Origin of the sequence: Gracilimonas amylolytica, assembly GCF_002911695.1 — a bacterium.
In the GTDB taxonomy this organism is placed as follows: domain Bacteria; phylum Bacteroidota; class Rhodothermia; order Balneolales; family Balneolaceae; genus Gracilimonas; species Gracilimonas amylolytica.
Map to the genome: position 1 here is coordinate 25,806 of NZ_PQBS01000020.1, position 18,207 is coordinate 44,012.

The 18,207-nt window shown below is 43.4% G+C and carries 13 protein-coding genes; 9 read left to right on the plus strand and 4 right to left on the minus strand.

The annotated features are described in order from the left end of the window. Positions 1–162 precede the first annotated feature (162 nt). The gene (locus tag C3B73_RS05700; protein WP_232803026.1) at positions 163–1,281 is read left to right on the plus strand and encodes an exo-beta-N-acetylmuramidase NamZ family protein; all 1,119 of its coding nucleotides are present in this window, start codon (positions 163–165) and stop codon (positions 1,279–1,281) included. Between the two features lie 9 nt (positions 1,282–1,290). Here C3B73_RS05700 and rlmB read toward each other — a convergent pair whose 3' ends face one another. Continuing rightward, the gene (gene rlmB / locus C3B73_RS05705) at positions 1,291–2,034 is read right to left on the minus strand and encodes a 23S rRNA (guanosine(2251)-2'-O)-methyltransferase RlmB (RefSeq protein ID WP_103664656.1); all 744 of its coding nucleotides are present in this window, start codon (positions 2,032–2,034) and stop codon (positions 1,291–1,293) included. A 91-nt stretch (positions 2,035–2,125) separates the two neighbouring features. On the opposite strand from rlmB, the gene C3B73_RS05710 reads away from it, so the two are divergent. The 8 genes from C3B73_RS05710 to C3B73_RS05745 all read left to right on the plus strand — a co-directional run bounded on the left by C3B73_RS05710 (position 2,126) and on the right by C3B73_RS05745 (position 10,045). Then, positions 2,126–2,473 carry a hypothetical protein gene (locus tag C3B73_RS05710; protein WP_103664657.1) on the plus strand — a complete coding sequence of 116 codons (348 nt, stop codon included), beginning with the start codon at positions 2,126–2,128 and terminating at the stop codon, positions 2,471–2,473. 122 nt (positions 2,474–2,595) lie between these two features. Beyond that, complete coding sequence (locus C3B73_RS05715) at positions 2,596–3,393, plus strand: glycerophosphodiester phosphodiesterase (protein WP_103664679.1); 798 nt, start codon at positions 2,596–2,598, stop codon at positions 3,391–3,393. A 72-nt stretch (positions 3,394–3,465) separates the two neighbouring features. Continuing rightward, positions 3,466–5,115, plus strand: coding sequence for a CTP synthase (locus C3B73_RS05720; RefSeq protein ID WP_103664658.1), 1,650 nt, complete (start codon positions 3,466–3,468; stop codon positions 5,113–5,115). A gap of 9 nt (positions 5,116–5,124) precedes the next feature. Continuing rightward, the gene (locus C3B73_RS05725) at positions 5,125–5,568 is read left to right on the plus strand and encodes an NUDIX domain-containing protein (protein ID WP_103664659.1); all 444 of its coding nucleotides are present in this window, start codon (positions 5,125–5,127) and stop codon (positions 5,566–5,568) included. A 140-nt stretch (positions 5,569–5,708) separates the two neighbouring features. Beyond that, entirely contained in the window at positions 5,709–7,361 is a 1,653-nt protein-coding gene (locus C3B73_RS05730; protein ID WP_103664660.1) for an amidohydrolase, read from the plus strand. Between the two features lie 65 nt (positions 7,362–7,426). Further along, positions 7,427–8,221, plus strand: coding sequence for a hypothetical protein (locus C3B73_RS05735; RefSeq protein ID WP_232803028.1), 795 nt, complete (start codon positions 7,427–7,429; stop codon positions 8,219–8,221). Positions 8,222–8,329: 108 nt separating this feature from the next. Further along, positions 8,330–9,388: a PA0069 family radical SAM protein gene (locus C3B73_RS05740; protein ID WP_103664661.1), complete on the plus strand. Its 1,059-nt coding sequence runs from the start codon at positions 8,330–8,332 to the stop codon at positions 9,386–9,388. 276 nt (positions 9,389–9,664) lie between these two features. Further along, complete coding sequence (locus C3B73_RS05745; RefSeq protein ID WP_103664662.1) at positions 9,665–10,045, plus strand: ankyrin repeat domain-containing protein; 381 nt, start codon at positions 9,665–9,667, stop codon at positions 10,043–10,045. Positions 10,046–10,127: 82 nt separating this feature from the next. Here the strand turns inward: C3B73_RS05745 and C3B73_RS05750 are convergent, their stop codons facing one another. The 3 genes from C3B73_RS05750 to C3B73_RS05760 all read right to left on the minus strand — a co-directional run bounded on the left by C3B73_RS05750 (position 10,128) and on the right by C3B73_RS05760 (position 17,956). Continuing rightward, positions 10,128–13,337 (minus strand): WD40/YVTN/BNR-like repeat-containing protein, encoded by a 3,210-nt coding sequence (locus tag C3B73_RS05750; RefSeq protein ID WP_103664663.1) that lies wholly within the window; start codon positions 13,335–13,337, stop codon positions 10,128–10,130. Positions 13,338–13,510: 173 nt separating this feature from the next. Further along, positions 13,511–14,908 (minus strand): RagB/SusD family nutrient uptake outer membrane protein, encoded by a 1,398-nt coding sequence (locus tag C3B73_RS05755; RefSeq protein WP_103664664.1) that lies wholly within the window; start codon positions 14,906–14,908, stop codon positions 13,511–13,513. 18 nt (positions 14,909–14,926) lie between these two features. After that, the gene (locus C3B73_RS05760) at positions 14,927–17,956 is read right to left on the minus strand and encodes a SusC/RagA family TonB-linked outer membrane protein (protein WP_232803030.1); all 3,030 of its coding nucleotides are present in this window, start codon (positions 17,954–17,956) and stop codon (positions 14,927–14,929) included. Between the last annotated feature and the right edge of the window lie 251 nt (positions 17,957–18,207).

The window sequence follows — 18,207 nt, forward strand, 5'->3', positions numbered from 1 at the left end:
ACCTTAAGCCTCGTTTAATTATTTTAAGCGAGGCTTTTTTATATCAATCAAAAAATGAGCATGAGATATTCGTTTATTTTTCTGCTATGTGTCCCACTATTGTTTAGTTGTTCAACCTCAAAAAGTCAGAATCACACTGAGGTTAAAACTGGGGCAGAGGTATTGTTAGACAGCCATCTTGAAGAATTAAAAGGCCGTAAAGTGGGATTGATCATGAATCCAACGTCAAGAGTGGATGGGATCCATATGCTGGATACCTTGATGAGTCTTGGTGTTGATGTGAGAGCTTTATATGCAGCTGAGCATGGTTTCAGGGGTGAGGCCGGGGCAGGAGAGGTTATTGAAGATGGAGTGGATCAGTCAACCGGATTACCGGTCTATTCATTATATGGAGACTCCAAAAAACCAACTCCCGGGATGCTGAATGATATCGATCTGCTTCTTTTTGATCTGCCGGATATGGGAGTTCGGTTTTACACTTACAGTGCCACCATGGGGCTGGTACTAGAGGCAGCTTCCGAAAATGGTAAGGAGGTTTGGATACTTGATCGCCCCAACCCATTGGGTGGTGATTATATAGCCGGGTGGACCTTGCAGGATGAGTACAGATCTTTTGTAGGGTACTATCCAATGCCTGTTGTGTACGGGCTTACCATGGGGGAACTCGCCGGCATGGCAGTTGGTGAGAAATGGATCGATGTGGAAAAAAACCTGAACTTTAGGGTTATTAGAACCAATGGGTGGAAGCGGGATATGATATGGCCGGAAACAGGACTGCCGTGGATCGCTCCGTCTCCAAATCTTCCATCGTTTGATCATGCCTTTGCTTATGCAGGTACGGTGATCTTTGAAGGAACCAATCTCTCCGAAGGAAGGGGGACAGATGACCCGTTCCTGACTATCGGAGCCCCAGGCTTTGAATTTGTAGAAGCTGAGATCAATATGATCGAAGAAAAGCATGGGGTGCACATCGATAGTATTGCATTTACCCCACGTTCAATTCCCGGAAAAGCGGCAGACCCAAAACTGGTAGGTGAAGCCTCAACGGGCATCAAGATCAGTTTTCCCTATGGATATAAGGAAACAGATCCACTGCAGTTAGGAATCGATCTCCTTATGTACGCGAAAGATCGTACTGAAAATTTTGAGATCACCGATTTTGCTAACAAACTGTTTGGTATCGACCTTAGATCCATTGTGGAAAATGGAGAAACAATACCGGATTGGGATGAAGATGTTCAGCAATTCAGGCTAAAAAGGGAGCCCTACTTACTTTATTGAGTCAGCGTATTAACCCCGACGTCTTTTCCATTCATACGAAACCAATGCGGCACTTACTGAGGCGTTCAAAGATTCCACGTCATTTTCCATGGGTATCTTAACAAGAGAATCACACCGCTTCAGATTTTCGGGTGCAATACCTTCGCCCTCATTCCCGATCATGAATGCAATGGGTTGGTTCAGGTCTGCTTCCCAAAGGTCTTTTTTGGCATTCCCGTCCAGACCGATCACCTGAAATCCCGTGGCCTTAAGGTCTTTAAGCCCCTGATTGATGTTATGAACCCGGATAATGGGTATACGCCCCGCAGTTCCGGCTGAAGTCTTGAAAACCGTGGCATTGACGGGGGCTTGATTTTGCATGGGGATAATAACTGCATCAATTCCAGCCGCTGCTGCAGACCGGAGAATGGCTCCAAAATTGTGCGGATCTTCTATACCATGGAGCAATAGTACGGCAGGATTTTCGGAAAGTATGAGAGTCTCTGCCCAATCGTAAAACCGGGTGTATTTTGCGGCGCTGATCTGAGCCACAAACCCCTGATCGTTCACTTTGCCAACAAGACCATAGATCTTGGCACCGGGAACTTTTACCAGGGGAACTTCATTTTCATTTGCAAGCTCTGTGATATCCTGATACGTAGAAGGTTTGATACTATTTTTTACAAATATCTTATCGACCTCGTGCGGCCTTTCCTTTAAGGTTTCCTCGACCGGATTGCGTCCGTATATGAAAAAGTTGTCAGTATTTGGCATAAATTATTTTAAATCCATTCTACTTTCATTATAATGAATGCAGGACTAAGATTAGTTATGGGTTAATAAGTTAGCAAGAAAGATAAAGGTTATGTTTGAAGAAGAAGAATTTAAAAATCCTACCGTTAGCAAAGATCTCCAGGATCAAATAAAATCAAACCAAAGTTCACGTATTTCAGTATTCATGGATAAAGTTCATTCTATTGATGGACTTTACTTTGTATCCTCGTTGCTGCAGATCTTTTTGGGTAGTGCTGTGGTAGCGCTTTCTTTGGTTGGAAGTATCCAACCCGTATGGGTAGCTACCCTTATGACGGTGTTTAGCTCTATCGCATTAATGAGCGGTTTATTTATGCTTCACAGAACGATAGTTTATGCAGGTACCTTCGATTCCTTGCTTCAAAAAGCGATCAAACGAGTTATAAATCATCAGAATTAAAAGTGCCCCTTAGTTTATCAAGTATTGCTGTAACATGGAGATCTTCTTGGCCGTTATTTCTGAGTTTCATCCTGCTGACATTTATCTCCTCTCCAAATTCAGTGAACGCTCAGGTGAATAAAATGTCTCTTCCTGTATCACTATACAACAGCAACCATGATCACTTTGTAGTTATTGCCCATCGGGGAGCAAGTGCCTACTACCCTGAAAATACCATGGGTGCGTTTAAAGCCGCTTACGACATGGGGGCTGAAATGATCGAACTCGATATCCTTCTTAGTAAAGATGGTGTTCCGGTTGTGATCCATGATGAAACCCTGGAACGTACAACAAATGGTAAAGGAAAGGTAGAAGACTACACCTTCGATGAATTATCCAGACTGGATGCCGGTTCGTGGTTTGGTGCAGAGCATTCAAATGAACAGATTCCTTCGTTGGAAGAAGTGTTGCAATATGCCAAAGGCAAGATAGCGCTCAATATTGAAATAAAAACAGAAGCGGTAACTGACAGACTCAAAGGGGGCATTGAAGAAAAGGCTCTGGAGCTGGTGAAAAAGTACGACATGCAGGAATATGTTCTGTTCTCAAGTTTTGATTACCGGGCGGTAACCCATTTAAAGGAATTGGATGTGAATATCGCTGTCGCTTTGCTATATGAGAAGCAACAATCTAAGAACAAACGACCTGCACAGTTAGTGGAAGAATATAGGGTGGATGCCTTCAACTGCAGTTATCGGCAATTTTCAAAAAAGTGGGCTGAACAGACTTCAGAGGCTGAAATTCCTGTTTTCGTATATACCGTGAACAGTGAGCGACGAATGAAAAAAATGATCAACCGGGGTGTAAGTGGAATTTTCAGCGATAAACCGGACGTATTAAGGCAGCTTGTGGATAACATGTGGAAAAGTAAGGGGAGTTAATTCCCGTTTTGCATTGAATGAGGGTAGGGAACCCCCTATATTTTACATCCATCAACTATACTCACATCCCGCATGTCCACTAAATATATTTTTGTAACCGGAGGGGTTACGTCTTCGTTAGGTAAAGGAATAATCTGTGCATCTCTGGGGCGTTTACTTGTCGCACAGGGACTCAAAGTAACCATCCAAAAACTGGATCCATACATCAATGTTGATCCGGGTACCATGAATCCCTACGAGCATGGTGAAGTTTATGTAACTGACGATGGGGCAGAAACAGACCTTGACCTGGGACACTACGAGCGATTCCTGGATATTCAGACCACTCAGGAAAACAACGTAACTACCGGGCGCATCTATTATGATGTGATCACAAAAGAACGACAGGGTGCTTATCTGGGTAAAACGGTTCAGGTAATTCCGCACATTACCGACGAGATTCAGTCTCACGTACTAAAATTGGGTCAGTCCGGTGATTACGACGTTGTGATCGTAGAGATCGGTGGAACTGTGGGGGATATTGAGAGCCTGCCTTATATTGAGGCTGTGCGGCAGCTTAGGTACAACGTTGGACGAAATAACACGCTATCCATTCACCTGACTTTGGTTCCATATTTGGCTGCCGCCGGGGAGCTGAAAACCAAACCAACACAGCACTCCGTAAAAACACTGTCCGAGAGTGGACTGCAACCCGATATTCTGGTTTGCAGAACGGAACATCCTTTGGATGAAACTATTCGCCGGAAAGTGGCACAATTCTGCAACGTGGATCTTGAGGATGTGATCGAATCCATCGATGCCTCCAGTATTTATGAAGTCCCACTGCTGATGCAGAAGGAAGGTCTCGATAAACGAGTCATTGAAAAACTAAAGCTTGAAACTAAGGAAGCCAATCTTGATAACTGGCTCGGTTTTGTTGAAGCTGTTTGTAATCCATCCGGGCAGATCGAGATCGCGTTGGTAGGAAAGTATGTTGAGCATCACGATTCATATAAATCCATTGTGGAAGCCTTTATTCATGCCGGAGCTGTAAACGATTGCAAGGTGAAGATCCGCTGGGTTCAGTCTGAAGAACTGAGCATGGATAATGTTGCAGATAAACTTAAGGATGTAGCCGGAATTCTTGTAGCGCCTGGATTTGGAGGCCGCGGTATTGAAGGTAAACTAGCTGCGGTCAATCATGCACGGATTAACAACATTCCATTTTTTGGAATTTGTTTAGGTATGCAGTGCGCGGTCATTGAATATGCCCGAAATGTTTGTGGCTGGGAAGATGCCAACAGTTCTGAATTTAATGAAGACACGGAATACCCGATCATCGACATCATGCAGGATCAGAAAGATATTGAGAACATGGGTGGAACCATGAGGCTTGGTAAATACACCTGCAAGCTTGATAAAAATTCCAATGCGTTTAAGGCGTACGGGCAGGAAGTAATTGAGGAGCGTCACCGCCACAGGTACGAGGTAAACAACAACCTTCGATATAAACTCACTGAAAATGGCATGAAGCTCGCCGGAATGAATCCTGAACGTGACCTTGTAGAGATCGTTGAAATTCCTGAGCACCCATGGTTTGTAGGCGTACAGTTTCATCCTGAATTAAAGAGTACGGTCAATAATCCCCATCATCTGTTTGTAGACTTTGTGAAAGCCAGTCTGCAGAATGCCAAAACCTCTGACCTTTATACCTCTCTAAAGACAAAAGAAGTAGCCGGATAATTTTTTACGATGGATAAGAGCAGATATTCGGGTGAGATCAGGGTCCGTTCTTGTGGTATTCTGATCGAAGATGGGAAAATTCTGCTCGTACATCTATACTCTCCTGTTACCGATGATTGGATATGGATTCCACCGGGTGGAAAGGTTCAATTTGGGGAGTCTACTGCTGAGGCTCTCAAACGGGAATTCAATGAAGAAACCGGACTGGATGTCGTTGTTAAGGATCTTTTATATACGAATGAATTGATCCAAAACGATATTCACGCCGTGGAATTCTATTATTTGGTAAGCAGAATTGGTGGGAAGCTGAAAGTTGGGAAAGATCCGGAGATCGATGAAAATGATCAGATCATCAAAGATCTTAAATTCTTTGATCGGGAGGAGTTAGCTTCAATAAATGTAGTTCCTCAGTTTATAGCCTCAGAACTTTGGGAAGTTTTAGATCCTAGTTGATCTAACTTATGTGTCAGTTTAACAACTCTTGATACATTGAAAGTGTAAAATGTGATAATAGATCATATTTAATGGGGCTTAAATTTATCATATAACTGCTCAAACCTTATATTCAATAAAATTCAAATCAACCTATGAGTATGAAAAATTTACTATTCACCGTTTTTACTGTGGCTGCTTTATTTTCAGCCTGTACAAACGACGCAGATGTTAAGACCTTTGTAAATGCCAATGGATACACGATATACAATGATTCTCTGATCAGTTTTCAGAAGATGATCATAGAAGATGGTAAAGTCAGGCAAGTGGGGGGTGAAGAACTTTCCGAGATGGGTGAAGTGATCGATGTTCAGGGTAAAACCATACTGCCCGGTCTGATCGATGCTCATGCTCATGTAATGGGACTTGGATTTCAGGAGCTGAATATCAACGTAGCGGGTATAGAAACCCTTGAAGCTACGCTGGATTCAATTAAAGCCTATGCCGAGGCAAATCCTGAACTGGAATGGATACAGGGTCGTGGTTGGAATCAAACTCTATGGCCTGAAAATGAATTTCCTACAGCAGCTGATCTTGATAAGGTCGTACCTGACCGTCCGGTATGGTTGACCCGGGTTGATGGGCATGCAGGCTGGGGAAATACCAAAGCTATGGAAATGGCTAACATCAGTCAGGACACGCCGGACCCTCAAGGTGGTAAAGTTATCCGTGACAGAACCGGAAAGGCAACCGGAGTGTTTATTGATGCCGCCGAAAGCTATGTTACCCAGCATATACCAGCTCCAACAGCAGAAGAAAGAAGATTAGCTCTTGAAAAAGCATTGGAAAAAATGGCGAGCGAAGGGATCACATCGGTTCATGATGCAGGGATTCCCGCTCAAACCTGGGAGCTGTATAAAAAATTCGCTGATGAAGGAAATATGATCACAAGGATCTATGCGATGATCGGCGGAACCGGAAATGATTTCGATGAGCTTTCAAAGAATGGACCGATCAAATCGTATGCAAATGACCGTTTAGCTCTCAGAAGTGTGAAGATATCTGCAGATGGAGCCCTGGGTAGCCGTGGTGCTGCCATGAAGGAGCCTTATTCTGATGACCCGGGTAACAGGGGGTTGTTATTTTATGAGCAGGATGAGCTCAATGAAATGGTGGATAAATCGGTCTCCAATGGATATCAAACCAATATTCACGCGATCGGTGACCGAGCCAATGATGTGGTCTTGAATGCCTTTGAGCAAGCTATTGATGAATTTGGTGATCAGGGATTACGTCACAGAATTGAACATGCACAGATCGTTTCACTTGAAGATATACCACGTTTTAAGGAACTTGATCTCATAGCATCTATGCAAGCTACTCATGCCACAAGTGATATGAATATGGCTGAAGACAGGGTAGGATCTGAACGAATTAAAGGTGGTTATGCCTGGCAGAAATTTTTGGATCAGGGTACCGTAATTGCCAATGGATCTGATTTCCCGGTTGAGCATGTGAATCCATTCTTTGGCCTTTACTCATCGGTAACGCGTCAGGATCACGAAGGCAATCCGCCAAACGGCTGGTATCCGGAAGAACGGTTGAGTCGCGAAGAAACTCTAAGGTCCTTTACCCTTGATGCTGCTTTTGCAGCCCATCAGGAAGATGTTTTAGGAAGCCTGGAACCCGGAAAGTGGGCTGATTTCATCATCATAGACAGAGACTTTTTCGAGGTTCCGGCCATTGAAATCTGGCAAACAAAAGTTCTTGAAACATGGGTAGCCGGAGATAAAGTGTACGGTAATTCTGATTGATAAATTTGGAACAAATGCTTCTTTGAGTTCTTTAATTAACTGAACTCAAAATTATATTTAAGATCATGAAGCACAGAAATTCTTATTTATCATGTCTGTTACTGTCGGTGACATTATTTCTTTACTCCTGTAATACATCAAACAGTGGTAATGATATACCACCGGAGCTGCCATCTACTGAAACCATGACGGTTGATATGTCTGAAATGGAATCAGTGTCTAACAAGGCTCCGGCAAAAATGGCTGAATCAAATTTTAACACAGCTTTAATAGCTGTAGGTGTTGCCAAGATTATACTGGAGGCCAATCTTGCAATTCCGAAGGCATTGGTATCTGCTGCACAAAATGCGACTGTAGAATCAACCGGTGATGCCGAATGGGAATGGAACTATGTGACAGCCGCCAATGGGCAAAACTTTGGAGTCATGCTAACGGCCTCTATTGATAATTCTGATAAGGTGAATTGGAATTTTTATGTAACCAATTCATCCTTGGGTATTGAAGACGTTCTATTTTTTACCGGGACCTCAGATAGGGAAGGCAACTCAGGTACCTGGACCTATTTTGACCTGAGTACACAGAGTGAAGTTTCAACGATCGAGTGGGAAAGAACGGAGAATGAAGTTTCAATACGGCTCGATGTAGAGAGTGATAAAAATGATAATCTTGGAGATTACATCACCTACGATTTTGATGGTACCATAAAATCAGTCACATTTTTTGATGCCTCAGAAAATAACACGTCCATCATCAGCTTTAATACGGAAACAAATACCGGTTTCATCATCTCACCGAATTATAACGAAGGTGCTAAATCATGCTGGGATGAGAACTTAAATAATATAATGTGTACTTCCTGAAAAGGACGCTATAAATACCATTTCAATGCATAGCCTCATCAAACCTGATGGGGCTTTTATTTTACATGAATATCCGATATCATATGTGTAAAACATGTGCAATTGATTATGGATATTTCTAAAAACCCTATAAGAGGTCGAGGTACTTCAGATAATCCGGTAAACCGTTTTGAAGGTAATTATGTGGATTATGACCTCGATGAGGAAACCGGGGAGAAACCGGCTCCAAAAACTCAAATGATTCGAGACGGTTCTAAGACGCTGATCACCTTTAATAAAAGTCCTGATATTGGCTTCAACGCCAGCATCAATCCTTACAGGGGTTGTGAGCACGGATGTATCTATTGTTATGCGAGACCTTATCATGAGTATCTTGGATTCTCGTCCGGACTGGATTTTGAAAGTAAGATCATGGTCAAATATGATGCAGCCTCCATTCTTAGAAAGGAATTAAGAGCCGAGAATTGGGAGCCACAGGTGATAGCTATGAGTGGGGTAACAGACATCTATCAACCGATAGAGAGAAAACTGAAAATTACCAGAGAGTGTCTGAAAGTTATGGCTGAATTTCGAAACCCTGTAGGACTGATCACCAAAAATCATTTGGTTACAAGGGATATCGACATTCTTAAAAAACTTAGTAAGTATGATTGTGTGTCTGTCACTATTTCAATTACCAGCCTGGATAACGAACTGACCGGAGTGATGGAGCCAAGAACTTCACGGGCAACCCGCAGATTCGAGGCCATCCGGAAATTATCAGAAGCAGGGATACCGGTAGGTGTGAATGTTGCCCCCATCATTCCGGGAATGACGGATCATGAGGTAGCAGACATATTGGAAATGGCAAAGGAAGCCGGTGCTGAATTTGCCGGTTATAGTATCGTTCGTTTGCCACACAATGTGAAGACATTGTTTGCCGAGTGGCTGGAACAGCATTATCCTGAAAGAAAAGATAAAGTTTTGAATAAGATCCTGGATATCAGAGGAGGTAAATTAAATAACAGTAAATGGGGAGAGCGTATGAAAGGAAAAGGTTCTTATGCCTCACAAATTCGTGATTTATTTTACGTTCAGGTTAAAAGGCTGGGTTTGAATAAGAGAAATTTAGATCTATCGACCGATCATTTTATGCGAGACACGGGAGAGCAGCTTCAGTTATTTTAGCAAACCGAATATTAGATTTCGTTTAAAGTGAAACTAATTGATAAAAATAAACGTCTAATAAGCGTTAGATGAGCCCGATATCGCATTACAAGAATTTAGAAAGTAGCTTTTTTATTCTTGGTCCTCAAAACCTGCTGATATCGGGTTTTTTTGTGGTCATATTATTTCTGATTCATTCAATCTTCATTTTGAGGTCGTATTTCTAATTTGACATTTGAACACCTGAAAAGTACAATTCAGGTGCCAATCTAAATACTCAGTTGAGGAGGATACGTCATGAATAATGAAGCATTTCTTGAAGCCGCAGAAGCCGGCGACATCGAAAAAATCTCCAATCTTTTAAGTGAGGGAGTAAATGTTGACACCAAAGATAACCATGAACGCACGGCCCTGTTGAAAGCTGCAAAACATGGTCATATGGATATAGTAAAATTATTAGTTGAAAGTGGGGCAGAGGTTGATCACAGAGACAACCGGGGAACGTCGGCTTTGTATTGGGCTTCGACGAATGGTCATTCGGAAATTGTACAATATTTGATAGAACACAGCAGTGATGTGGATGTACATGATGACAGAGGCTGGTCAGCCAAAGATCAGGCGATAACCCATCATCATGATAATGTAGTTGAATTATTAAATTCTGCGGGTGCTCACTAAGATCACCAAAGAAACTTAAACACATAAAAAAAGCCGTGATAGATATCTATCACGGCTTTTCTTTTAAATAGTACTTTCGCTATCAGTTTTCGATAGGAATGGTTCTTTGCTCAATTTCCTGAATGAGGTTTGGCAGTTCACCGTCAAATATCGGGGCTACTTTCTCCAGTTGAACATCTACTTTTTCAGCAAGATCAACATACACCTCATATTGCTGTTGTGTAGGTCGGCCGTCGCCGGTGGCAACGGTGCTGGCAAGTGATGCAAGCTTGTTGTTAAGCTTGATAGGGAAGTTAAGTACATCCTGATAGGACTCAGCTTTTGTTTGCATAAGTTCATTTTCTACTTCTTCAAGCACTTTCAGCATGGCATCGGCTCGTTCCTGAATTTCAGTATTACCGGAGTAATCGGATTTCACATCATTGATCTGTGACCGTACATCTCTGATCCGGTTGATCGTTTTGTGAGTGGTATCCAATTTGGCAATAATGGTTTGATGCAGATCGAACTGAGCCTGGAAATCTTCCTGGGTAGTTTCGATACGTGGATCTTTAGTGAGCTCAAAGTTCTGAGTACCCACCGTTTCACCATCAACGATAAGGCGAACTTCGTAGTTGCCAGGGATCGCTCTTGGTCCTGATGTGTTACCTGACCACAGGATCTGAGTCCCATTCAGGTTAGTAGCACCAGGGTATCTCAGGTCCCATTCAAAACTGTTATTGCCCATCTTAGTGGTCAATACATCACCAGGAACATTGTGCTCTTCTTCGTAGAAATTCTCAGATTTCTTGACAGGGGTTCCGTTGAGTCTTTCTTTATTGGAGAAAGTTCTGATCACGGTTCCATTATCTTCAAGGAACTGAAGCTGAACTTCTGATTCAGGCGTGCTATTTAAATTATAATACACAACGACACCGGTTTTAGGATTTTCACCTAAGGTTTCACCCGGATCCGGTTCAGTGTGGCGACCGAACAGATAGGTGGTTTCAGGTTTATACAGATAGTAATCTGAGTTTTTCACTTCGTCGCTTAACTGATGTAGTACAGTCAGATCATCAAGGATCCAGAAAGAACGACCCTGAGTTGCAATAACGAGGTCTTTATCTCTTTCGTGAACCGTCAGATCGGTGATTGGTACAGCAGGCAGGTTAAGCTGCAGTGGTTGCCATTTGGCTCCATCGTTGAAGGATACATACACACCGGTTTCTGTTCCGGCATAGAGAAGTCCTTTTTTGTTTGGATCTTCACGGATGACACGTGTGAAATCTCCTTCAGGAATTCCATTCGTGATCTTTGTCCAGCTTCTACCATAGTTAGTGGTTTTGTACAGCATTGGTGAGAAGTCATCAAACTTATACCGGGTTGCCGCTAAATAGGCTGTACCTGCATCATGTGGAGATGGATCGATGATACTGGCCATGGCTTCAGGCATTCCATCAGGAGTAACCTCAGTCCAGCTTTCACCATTATCACGGCTAACGTGTATCAAGCCATCATCAGCACCTGACCATAAAACACCTGGCTGTACTTTTGATTCTGCAAACGTAAAGATGGTATTATAGTATTCGACACTGGTGTCATCTTTAGTGATCGGACCACCTGATTCACCCTGTTTGGATTTGTCATTTCTGGTAAGGTCATCACTGATCGTTTCCCAGCTCATGCCTTCGTCTGTTGAACGGTGTACGTGCTGCGATGTCGCATACAATACGTCTGGGTCGTGAGGGGAGATGTAGATCGGGAAGGTCCATTGGAATCTGTACTTCAGATCTTCAGCACCGGCACCCATTGGGTTATCCGGCCATACATCAATACGATCACTTTGATCGGTAAAGTCATTGAATTTGTTAAAGTAACCACCGTAGCTACCACCGTAAGTTACGTTTGGATCTTCGGGGTCAGGAGCTATGTAGCCACTCTCACCACCGGCAACCGGAGCCCATTCTCTTTCTGTGATACCGGATCCGGATGAACGGCTCAAAATACCAACGGTACTGTTATCCTGCTGGGCACCATATATTCTGTAAGGGAATTGGTTATCGGTAATAACCTGATAAAACTGAGCAGTGGCATATTTGTGATAAGAAGACCAGCTTTGCCCACCATTATAACTGACCTGAGCACCACCGTCATCGGCCACAACCATACGGTCACCGTCATTTGGTGAGATCCATAGGTCGTGGTGATCTCCGTGTGGAGTGCTTAGTCGCTCAAACGATTTACCACCGTCAATTGACTTGTGGAAACCTACGTTTAGTACATAAACTTCATCTTCACTATTGGTACCGGCTACAACATGAGTGTAGTACCAGGCACGCTGGCGCAGGTTACGGTCAGCGGTGGTTCTGCTCCATGTTTTGCCCCCGTCATCAGAACGGAATAAACCACCATTGTCTGATTCGATGATAGACCAGACTCGGTCTGAGTTAAGAGGAGAGATAGCTACTCCGATCTTACCTTTTATGCCTTTAGGTAGTCCCGGTCTTTGGGAGATGTTTTCCCAGGTTTCACCACTATCAACACTTTTGTAAAGGCCGCTGCCTTCACCGCCACTCGACATTTCCCATGCGTTACGGTAAGCTTCCCACATTGAAGCATAAAGGATGCGTGGGTTATTTGGATCGATCTCAATATCAACCGCACCGGTTTTTTCGTTGTGGTAAAGTACTTTATCCCAGGTCTTACCGCCATCAGTGGTTTTGAATACACCGCGTTCAGTGTTTCCTTCCATACCGAAAGCATGACCTAAAACAGCAACCCAGACAACGTCTTCGTTATCAGGATGTACCACGATCTCTCCAATAAAATGAGAATCACCTAAACCAATGTGCTCCCAGGTCTTTCCACCATCTGTGGAACGATACATACCGTCACCCGCAGAAATGTTACCCCTGATACAGGTTTCTCCCATACCGGCATAGATAACGTTATAGTTGGATGGGGCAACCTGAATAGCACCAACTGATCCGGTCTTAAAATATCCGTCGGATACGTTATACCAGTTGTTACCGCCATCGGTGGTTTTATAAACACCACCACCGGTAAAGCCACCGTAATAAGTATGAGGCTGGTCGGCATGGCCGGCAACGGCTACGGAACGACCACCACGGAATGGTCCAATATTTCTGTATTCTAATTCCTGCATCAGTGTGTGTTCATAGTCGGGATTTTCAATATCCTGACCATGGCCAAAGATCTGCGCCTGAGCAGGCGTAATGCCCCAGACGAACAGAGCGGCTACACAAGCAAGTATGCAGGCACTGAGTTTGATTTGTAAATTATTCGGTATCATAGATAACTAATTTTATTGAAGATTTATGCTAAACGCATGTAGCCCAATGTATAAAAAATAAAATGGGAGCAGCGTAAAAAGATGTGAACCTGAATAGGTTTTACATCAAAATATTAGGTTTAAAAAAAGCCCCGATATCAGACCGGGGCTTTTAAGTTAGAATTGCCTAAAGCTTAGTTATAGGCTGAATTCTGCACCATGTTTTCATTGGAATCCATATCCCGTGATGGAATTGGAAATACTTGTCGTCCGGCATCGGTTAAAGACACAGGGTCACCGTTCAAACGGTCAATTCCGGATAAAGTGTTCAAAGCTTCATCGGTTCTTGTCAGGTTGAACCATCGGTGACCTTCCATTATGAACTCGATACCTCGTTCCAGTTCGATAGCATCAAGAACTTCAGCTTCTGTATCAACTCCGGTTCCTGTAGTGTCGGCTAAACCGGCACGGTTTCTGATCTCATTGAGGTCAGTAAGAGCTCCCGGAATATCGGAAGGGGTCTTGCGAACACGGGCTTCGGCTCGATTCAGATACATTTCAGCGAGGCGAAGCACCTGAATATTGTCATCACCACCAGCTTTGGCATATTTGGTAGGGTAGTAAGCCCCCACATTACCATCAAATCCGATTAGGTCACCGCGTTCATCGTCAGCACGAGAAGTTGCTAAAGCTACCATTTCATCATGAAGAGCTATGTCTCCACGGCCACCGGCACTGGATGGAAAATACCAGAATCGGATGTCGTTACCATCGGTTGTATTATAGGCAAGCTCGAAGATCGCTTCTTCCGTATTTTCATCTCTGAAGATGCTTTGGAATTCCTCAACCAAGTCGAAGTTGTAATTATCGATCACTTCCGTGGCATAGGATTCAGCCATGGCGAAATCTTCGATATACAGACCTAATCGTGACTGAAGAGCTTTAACGGCCGCTTCAGAGACTCTGTTTGGAGAGTTGAAGCCGGATAATAGGCCTTCTGCTGCAGTTAAGTCGTCCTGAACCTGCTGATAGGAATCAGCAATAGAAGCTCTGCTTGGGAAGCTGTTTTCATTGATCTCTCGTGATGGTGTCGTAACGAGGGGAACCCCCAACTCACCGTAAACACCATCAACCCCACCAAAAGTTCTGGTCAGATCAAAGAAGGCAAGTGCTCTTATGAAATAAGCTTCACCTAAAATACGATCCTTCGCTGCCTGAGGTATCTCGTCGATGGTTGGAACATCAGCGATCAGGTTGTTAGCGTGATTTACCGTTGCGTAGGCCTGAGCCCATAGGTTTCGGTTTTCAAGGTTACCGGCAGAGGTTACGTAAGTATCCATTTCCCGGTAGAAATCCCATGTACCAATACTTTGTGATACATCAGAGGTTACATCTGCAATGATCTGAAAATTACTTCCATAATATGACGTCGATTGCAGTTGACTATACAGTCCGTTCAGTGCTGCTTCAGCACTTTTCAGATCCCGGATAGCCGTTTCATCCGAAATAGCTGTCTGCGGTTCCTGATCGAGAACATCGCACCCGACCGCTACCAGCAGTGTTAAGAGTAATATGTTTCTAAGGTTTTTCATAGGTATAAAATTTTTCAATTAAAATGAGATGTCAATTCCACCGAGAATAGAGCGGGCTTGCGGCATGGTGTAGAATTCTATACCACGTGTAAGTGCTGTAGAAGCGGTAGCTGTAACCTCAGGATCAAGTCCAGTGTAATTTGTGAAAGTGAGGAGGTTTTGTCCGCTCAGATAAATGCGTGCTCTCGAAATTCCCACACCAACTTTGTTGAGAATTTCTACCGGAATAGTATATCCGATGGTGGCATTTTTGAGTCTCATGTAGGATCCATCTTCAACAAAACGTGAAGGGCGGAGATTTCCGGCGTAGTTGGCACTGGTCATACGAGGTACCATGGTAACGTCACCGGGCTGTTGCCAGCGGTCGAGCTGAGAGCTCAGGTAACCGGTGTTTCTGGTTCCACCGTGCTCCTGGAAGAATCGGTTCCAGTTCAACTGATCGTTTCCATAACTGTATTGGAAGAAGACGGAAAAATCAAAGTTTTTGTAGTTCACTTTGTTTGTGAAACCACCGAAGAAGTCAGGGTTTGCATCCCCTACAATTTTACGGTCAACGTTAGGGTTAAAGGTTCCGTCACCATCAACATCCGTAAAGATAGGCGCTCCCGTTTGAGGGTCTACACCGGTCTGCTCATGGAAATAGAAGGAATACATAGGGTAACCTTCCTGATACCGGTAAATATCACGGTTATAAACATTGAAAGGAGCGGCAAGCTTAAGGATCTTATTTCTGTTTCCTGATATATTGAAACTCAGATTCCAATTCAGATCTTCTTTTTGGATCACATCAGCAATAATACCGAACTCCATCCCTTTGTTCTCGACTTCACCGAAGTTTTGAACTAACTCTTCAAATCCTGTTGAGAATGGTACTGGTACGGCCAGAAGAAGATCTTCTGTTTTCTTGTAATAGTAGTCATATACGAAGTTCAAACGATCATCGAATAATCCAAGATCAACACCGATATCAAGCTGTTTGGTCGTTTCCCATTTTAGATTTGGGTTACCAAGCTGATTTGGGCTGGTTCCGGGACTGTCAGTGTAGCTTTCACCACCCCAAAGTCCGCGTGACTGGAAGTCGTTAATACCACTTTGGTTACCGGTGATACCATAACTTGCTCTAAGTTTCAGTTCAGAAATGTCTTCGAAGTCAAAGAAATTCTCTTCAGACACAACCCAGCCTAAAGCTACAGAAGGGAAAGTACCCCATCTGTTGTTAGCACCGAAACGGGACGAACCGTCATGACGAACAGTTACCGTAGCCAGATACTTGCTGTCGTACTCATACTTAACACGTCCAAAGAATGAGGCAATACCCCAGCTGCTTCCGGTTGAAGAAGCGGATTGTACCGCAGCATCCTGAATGCGACGGAAGTCATCACTTGGAAATTGCTCACCTTCTGCTGTGGTTCTTTCAAACTCAGATTCCTGAACAGATGTACCAAGTAAGGCACTCACGTCATGGTTTCCAACATTGAAAAGATAGCTTAAAGTGTTTTCAGCTGTCCAGTTACGGATGGTTGCTACTGTTGAAAGGGCACTACCGTTTACAGCCGCACCGTTGTTAAGAAGTGTGTTGTCGTAACGGTCTTCCTTGATCTCGTTGTAGTCAAGACTCCAGCTGGTTCTGAAAGTCAGACCCGGAAAAAACTCGTAATCGGCAAATACATTACCAATAATACGGTTGGTATCCATGTCAAAATCTACCTCATTGGCAGCAGCAACCGGATTCTCAAAAATACTGAATTTGGTGTAGTTTCCATTCGTATCGTAAACAGGCAGGTTAGTTGGTAAGAAATAAACGCCACCCAAAACACCGGTAATATTATCGTTATTACGAGCTCTGTTACGATTTGAGAATGAATAGGTTGAGCTGGTTCCGAAAGTTAACTTTTCAGAAGCCAGTATATCGAGGTTCAGTCGGGCACTGCTTCTTGTGAAGGTAGCAGGCTTAACCACACCATCCTGATCATAGTTGGAGCCAGAAACGGAGTATTTAACGTTTTCATTTCCACCGCTTACGGTTACATCATAGTTCTGAACAATTCCGGTTCTGAAAACCTGATCTGCCCAGTCAGTGTCAATTGCACTTTGAGGGTTAGCATAAGGCGCTGCTTCACCATTGTTAACAGCGGCCTCATTCATAAGCATTTCATATTCCGGACCTGAAACCAGATCAGGCATGTTTACTGGTTCTTCGTAACCGCGATAAATATTTACATTTACTCTTGGCTCAGAAAAACTACCACGCTTGGTTGTGATCAAAACCACACCATTAGCTGCACGGGCTCCATAAATGGCAGTAGCCGAGGCATCTTTAAGGATCTCGATGGATTCAATGTCAGAAGGATCGATATCGGCCAGGGCACTGGTCGTTTCACCGCCTAGTCCAAGTCCATAGTTTCCTGTCTGAATTGGAATACCATCTACCACATAAAGTGGGTCACTTCCACCTGAAATAGATGAGGTACCACGGATCTTAACAAAGATACCGCCACCGGGAGTCCCAGAGTTTGTACTGATCTGAACTCCGGCTGCACGACCCTGCATAAGTTGGTCAGTACTGGCTGAGGGAGTGTTTTGTAGTTCTTCAGCGCTGATAGAAGAAACCGCACTTGTTAATGTTTTACGGTCTTGTTCACCATAACCCACAACAACTACGTCCTCTAAAAGCTGAACATCCTCTGAAAGTTGGATATCAATAGTGGTTCTGTCACCAACTACCACTTCCTGTTTCATAAAGCTGATGTAGCTGAAAACCAGAACGGCATCGGTGTTTGGCACCGTAATTTCATAATTACCATCTGCATCAGTACTGGTTCCGTTTAATGTTCCTTTTTCCAGAACGTTTACACCCGGAAGCGGGTTACCATCCTGTGCTGAGGTTACGGTTCCGTTTACAGTCACCTGAGCATAACCCAGGGTACTTATCCCAAACATAAGGAGTAACAGGCATAGCAATTGCCGGCCTCTGCTCCTCATCTTTCGGACTGTGTTCTTTGAAGTGGGTGCATTTAACCCTGCACCTAATTTGTATCTATAGGTCATATTAGTCCTTCCTTATGGTTAGTGATTTTAGGTCAAAGCCCATTCTATTTTAATGGTATTGAATAGGAGAGTAAGAGCTTTGACTTGTTACATTAATGCGAGCAAATACTTTGCAAACATTAAGATGATTTAATAATCGCTCTTAGGCTAATTAATCAGAAGGATAAGTTCAATCGGATTCAATTTATTTACATTGTATGTAAATAGACTGTTAAGTCACTATTAATAATTATTTAATAGATATATTAAAT

What these genes read in the sequence shown, in the direction of transcription:
- rlmB (WP_103664656.1), bottom strand. Translation starts at nt 2,034, where the DNA reads ATGCCAAATACTGACAACTTTTTCATATACGGACGCAATCCGGTCGAG.
- C3B73_RS05710 (WP_103664657.1), top strand. Translation starts at nt 2,126, where the DNA reads ATGTTTGAAGAAGAAGAATTTAAAAATCCTACCGTTAGCAAAGATCTC.
- C3B73_RS05715 (WP_103664679.1), top strand. Translation starts at nt 2,596, where the DNA reads ATGTCTCTTCCTGTATCACTATACAACAGCAACCATGATCACTTTGTA.
- C3B73_RS05720 (WP_103664658.1), top strand. Translation starts at nt 3,466, where the DNA reads ATGTCCACTAAATATATTTTTGTAACCGGAGGGGTTACGTCTTCGTTA.
- C3B73_RS05725 (WP_103664659.1), top strand. Translation starts at nt 5,125, where the DNA reads ATGGATAAGAGCAGATATTCGGGTGAGATCAGGGTCCGTTCTTGTGGT.
- C3B73_RS05730 (WP_103664660.1), top strand. Translation starts at nt 5,709, where the DNA reads ATGAAAAATTTACTATTCACCGTTTTTACTGTGGCTGCTTTATTTTCA.
- C3B73_RS05735 (WP_232803028.1), top strand. Translation starts at nt 7,427, where the DNA reads ATGAAGCACAGAAATTCTTATTTATCATGTCTGTTACTGTCGGTGACA.
- C3B73_RS05740 (WP_103664661.1), top strand. Translation starts at nt 8,330, where the DNA reads ATGGATATTTCTAAAAACCCTATAAGAGGTCGAGGTACTTCAGATAAT.
- C3B73_RS05745 (WP_103664662.1), top strand. Translation starts at nt 9,665, where the DNA reads ATGAATAATGAAGCATTTCTTGAAGCCGCAGAAGCCGGCGACATCGAA.
- C3B73_RS05750 (WP_103664663.1), bottom strand. Translation starts at nt 13,337, where the DNA reads ATGATACCGAATAATTTACAAATCAAACTCAGTGCCTGCATACTTGCT.
- C3B73_RS05755 (WP_103664664.1), bottom strand. Translation starts at nt 14,908, where the DNA reads ATGAAAAACCTTAGAAACATATTACTCTTAACACTGCTGGTAGCGGTC.
- C3B73_RS05760 (WP_232803030.1), bottom strand. Translation starts at nt 17,956, where the DNA reads ATGACCTATAGATACAAATTAGGTGCAGGGTTAAATGCACCCACTTCA.